Source organism: Mycolicibacter algericus DSM 45454 (assembly GCF_002086455.1).
GTDB classification, from domain to species: Bacteria; Actinomycetota; Actinomycetes; order Mycobacteriales; family Mycobacteriaceae; genus Mycobacterium; species Mycobacterium algericum.
On sequence record NZ_MVHC01000095.1, the window covers coordinates 1 to 641 of the forward strand.

At 62.9% G+C, this 641-nt stretch carries 1 pseudogene; it reads right to left on the minus strand.

The window, feature by feature from the left end:
* Positions 1–86 precede the first annotated feature (86 nt).
* Positions 87–578, minus strand: a pseudogene (locus BST10_RS22255) (DDE-type integrase/transposase/recombinase); the annotation flags it as partial.
* Positions 579–641: the final 63 nt, after the last annotated feature.

Consider the following 641-nt stretch of genomic DNA (forward strand, 5'->3'; position numbering starts at 1 on the left):
TCAGATCATCCTCGGGAAGGTGCGCCCTTTCCTACGCCGCCTCACCGAGGCTCATCCACAGGTATTGATCATTGCTCTCCGGAGACTTACGGGGTTGAGAACTCGGCGGTGTGCGGAGTTCGGTGGTGACGGTAGTACAGGGCTTCGCACTCGGCCGGTGGCATGTCTGCGCAGTATTCGTAGAGTCGGCGGTGGTTGAACCAGTCGACCCATTCCAGGGTGGCGACTTCGACCTGGTCAACGGTGCGCCACGGGCCCTGGGCCTTGATCAGCTCGGTCTTGTAGAGCCCGTTGATCGTCTCTGCCAGGGCGTTGTCGTAGGAGTTGCCGGTGGCCCCGATGGAGGCGTCAATGCCGGCTTCGATGAGTCGGTCGGTGAACGCCACCGAGGTGTATTGGCTGCCGCGGTCATGGTGGTGGATCAGCCCGGTTAGATCCTCGATGCCGTCGCGGCTACGGGTCCAAATGGCGTGCTCGATGGCATCGAGCACCAGTTGGGAGGTCATCGTGGGGGCGGTGCGCCATCCGACGATCCGCCGGGCGTAGGCGTCGATCACGAAGGCCGGGCGTGTCATTCCATCTGTGTAAGTCCGGGGTGGTCCACCATCGGACCGCCGTTGGGGCGGACAGAAGGAGTGTTT